Below are 2,036 nucleotides of genomic sequence, written 5' to 3'. Positions count from 1 at the left end.
GATGCGCCTGAATCCGATGGACACTTCGCTATACATCTTCGGAAACCGGCGTCGCGATCGGATAAAAATCCTTGGCTGGGATGGCAGTGGTTTCTGGCTCCTCATAAAGCGATTGGAGAGAAGCCACTTCATCTGGCCCGACAACAAGGCTGAGATCGTGACGATGACCACCAACGTGCTGCACGCGCTACTCGACGGCGATGACATCACCGCGATTCGACGGCATCCGAAGCAGGAATATCATCGCGTGAGCTGAACAGTGAGGCGGCGTGCAGGTCTAACCGCCATGCCGATCAACGTCACGATCACCGCCGAGGAACTGAAGGCGTTGCTTGCCGAGCGCGATGCTGCGCGTGCATTGCGAGAAGAACAGGAGGCATTACGCGGCGCTTTGCGGCTCGTGACGGCCGAGCGCGATCTCGCCGAGGAGCGCCTCCGAGCCTACCGTCGCGAACTGTTCGGCGCCAAGAGTGAAGCACGAGATTCTGATCAACCTAGCTTGTTCAACGAAGCCGAGGCGCTCGGCGCGAACAGCGCGCCCGCGCAGGAAGACACGCCGGAGACGACGGTCGCCGCGCACAAGCGCAAGAAGCGCGGTCATCGCAAGCCGCTAGATCCGAATCTGCCGCGCGAGGTCGTGCGACACGAACTGCCCGAAGCTGAACGCTTCTGCACGAACGATGGGCACGCGCTCGTCGAGATAGGCGCGGAGATCAGTGAGCAGCTCGATGTGATCCCCGAGCAGCTTCGGGTGATCCAACACCAGCGCGTCAAATATGCGTGCCCTTGCTGTGACCTCGGCATCAAGGTCACGCCGGCGCCGCCGCGCATCATCGCGCGCGGACTGTTCAGCGAATCGGCGCTTGCATGGATCGCCACCGGCAAGTATCAGTTCGGCATGCCGCTGTATCGTCAGGCTGGTTTGCTGTGTCGCTTCGGCGGTGACATCTCGTCGAACACGATCGCCGCCAGCATGGTTCGCGTTGGCCTCGCGACCCAGCCCGTGATCAACTTGATGCGCGATGCGTTGCTCGAGGCAGAGCTGATCTACTGCGACGAAACAACGTTCCAGGTACTGAAAGAGAAAGGGAGAAAACCACAAACGAAGAGCTACCTCTGGGCGCAGATGACCGGCTCGGGCGTCCCTATCCGCTGCTTCAGCTATACACCTGGACGCGGCGCCAAGCTGGCCGACAAGCTGTTCACGGGCATCCGCAAGGGCGCGGTTCTAGTAACTGACGGCTACGAGCCCTACAAGGACATCGCTCAACGCTACGACCTCGTGCACCTCGGATGTTGGGCGCACCTGAGGCGGTACTTCATCAAAGCGGAGGACAACGTGCCGAAAGTCGCGCGTTCCCCCGATCTGCTCGCGACACGCTTCATCACGCTGATCGGCAAGCTGTTCGCTGCGGAGGCCCGCTCTAAGAAATGGAAGCCTGAGCGACGACAGCGATTGCGACGGCGATATAGCACGCGCATCCTCGACGCCATCTACGCCTTGGCGCTCGCGCAGTCGCCCGGCATCGTGCCAAAAAGTCTGCTTGGAAAGGCGCTGACCTATCTACGCGAGCAGTGGCCGAAGCTGATCCGCTATGTCGAGAACGGCAGTTGGCCTATCTCGAACAACCCTTGTGAGAACGCGATTCGCCCCTTCGTCGTTGGACGCCGTTCCTGGCTTTTTAGCGACACGGTTGCGGGGGCAAACGCAAGTGCAAACCTCTACAGCCTGATCGAAACGTGCAAAGCCGGCGGCATCGATCCCTATCGTTACCTCCACTGGTTATTCCAGTGCCTTCCTCTGGCGAAGACCGTCGACGACTACGACGCGCTGCTTCCCTGGAAGATGCCCGCAGATCTCCGCTGATCCACTTCTCTATCACGCATCACGCGCTCTACCACCTTACTCTGAGCGGCGTCGTTCGTGGATCGCTTACAATTGACCCCGCCACATCGATGGCCAGGCATTCACGAGTGTATTCGTCGATCACAGTCAGACACTTTAACTGCTGACCGTTGGCGCAGGCATCGAACAC

2 protein-coding genes are annotated in these 2,036 nt (G+C 60.0%); both read left to right on the top strand.

The genetic code is table 11. The features are described 5' to 3' along the window. Window positions 1–256, top strand: a 256-nt coding sequence (gene tnpB, locus QCE73_RS39255) for an IS66 family insertion sequence element accessory protein TnpB (RefSeq protein ID WP_309886188.1), incomplete at its 5' end; no start/stop codon positions are given. Between the two features lie 30 nt (window positions 257–286). Further along, entirely contained in the window at window positions 287–1,867 is a 1,581-nt protein-coding gene (gene tnpC, locus QCE73_RS39250) for an IS66 family transposase (protein ID WP_309886186.1), read from the top strand. Window positions 1,868–2,036 lie beyond the last annotated feature (169 nt).

It is taken from the genome of Caballeronia sp. LZ029 (genome assembly GCF_031451275.1).
GTDB lineage: Bacteria > Pseudomonadota > Gammaproteobacteria > Burkholderiales > Burkholderiaceae > Caballeronia > Caballeronia jiangsuensis.
Note: the sequence above shows the minus strand (reverse complement) of the source record. Positions and strands in the feature narration are given on the sequence as shown.

What these genes read in the sequence shown, in the direction of transcription:
- tnpC (WP_309886186.1), top strand. Translation starts at nt 287, where the DNA reads ATGCCGATCAACGTCACGATCACCGCCGAGGAACTGAAGGCGTTGCTT.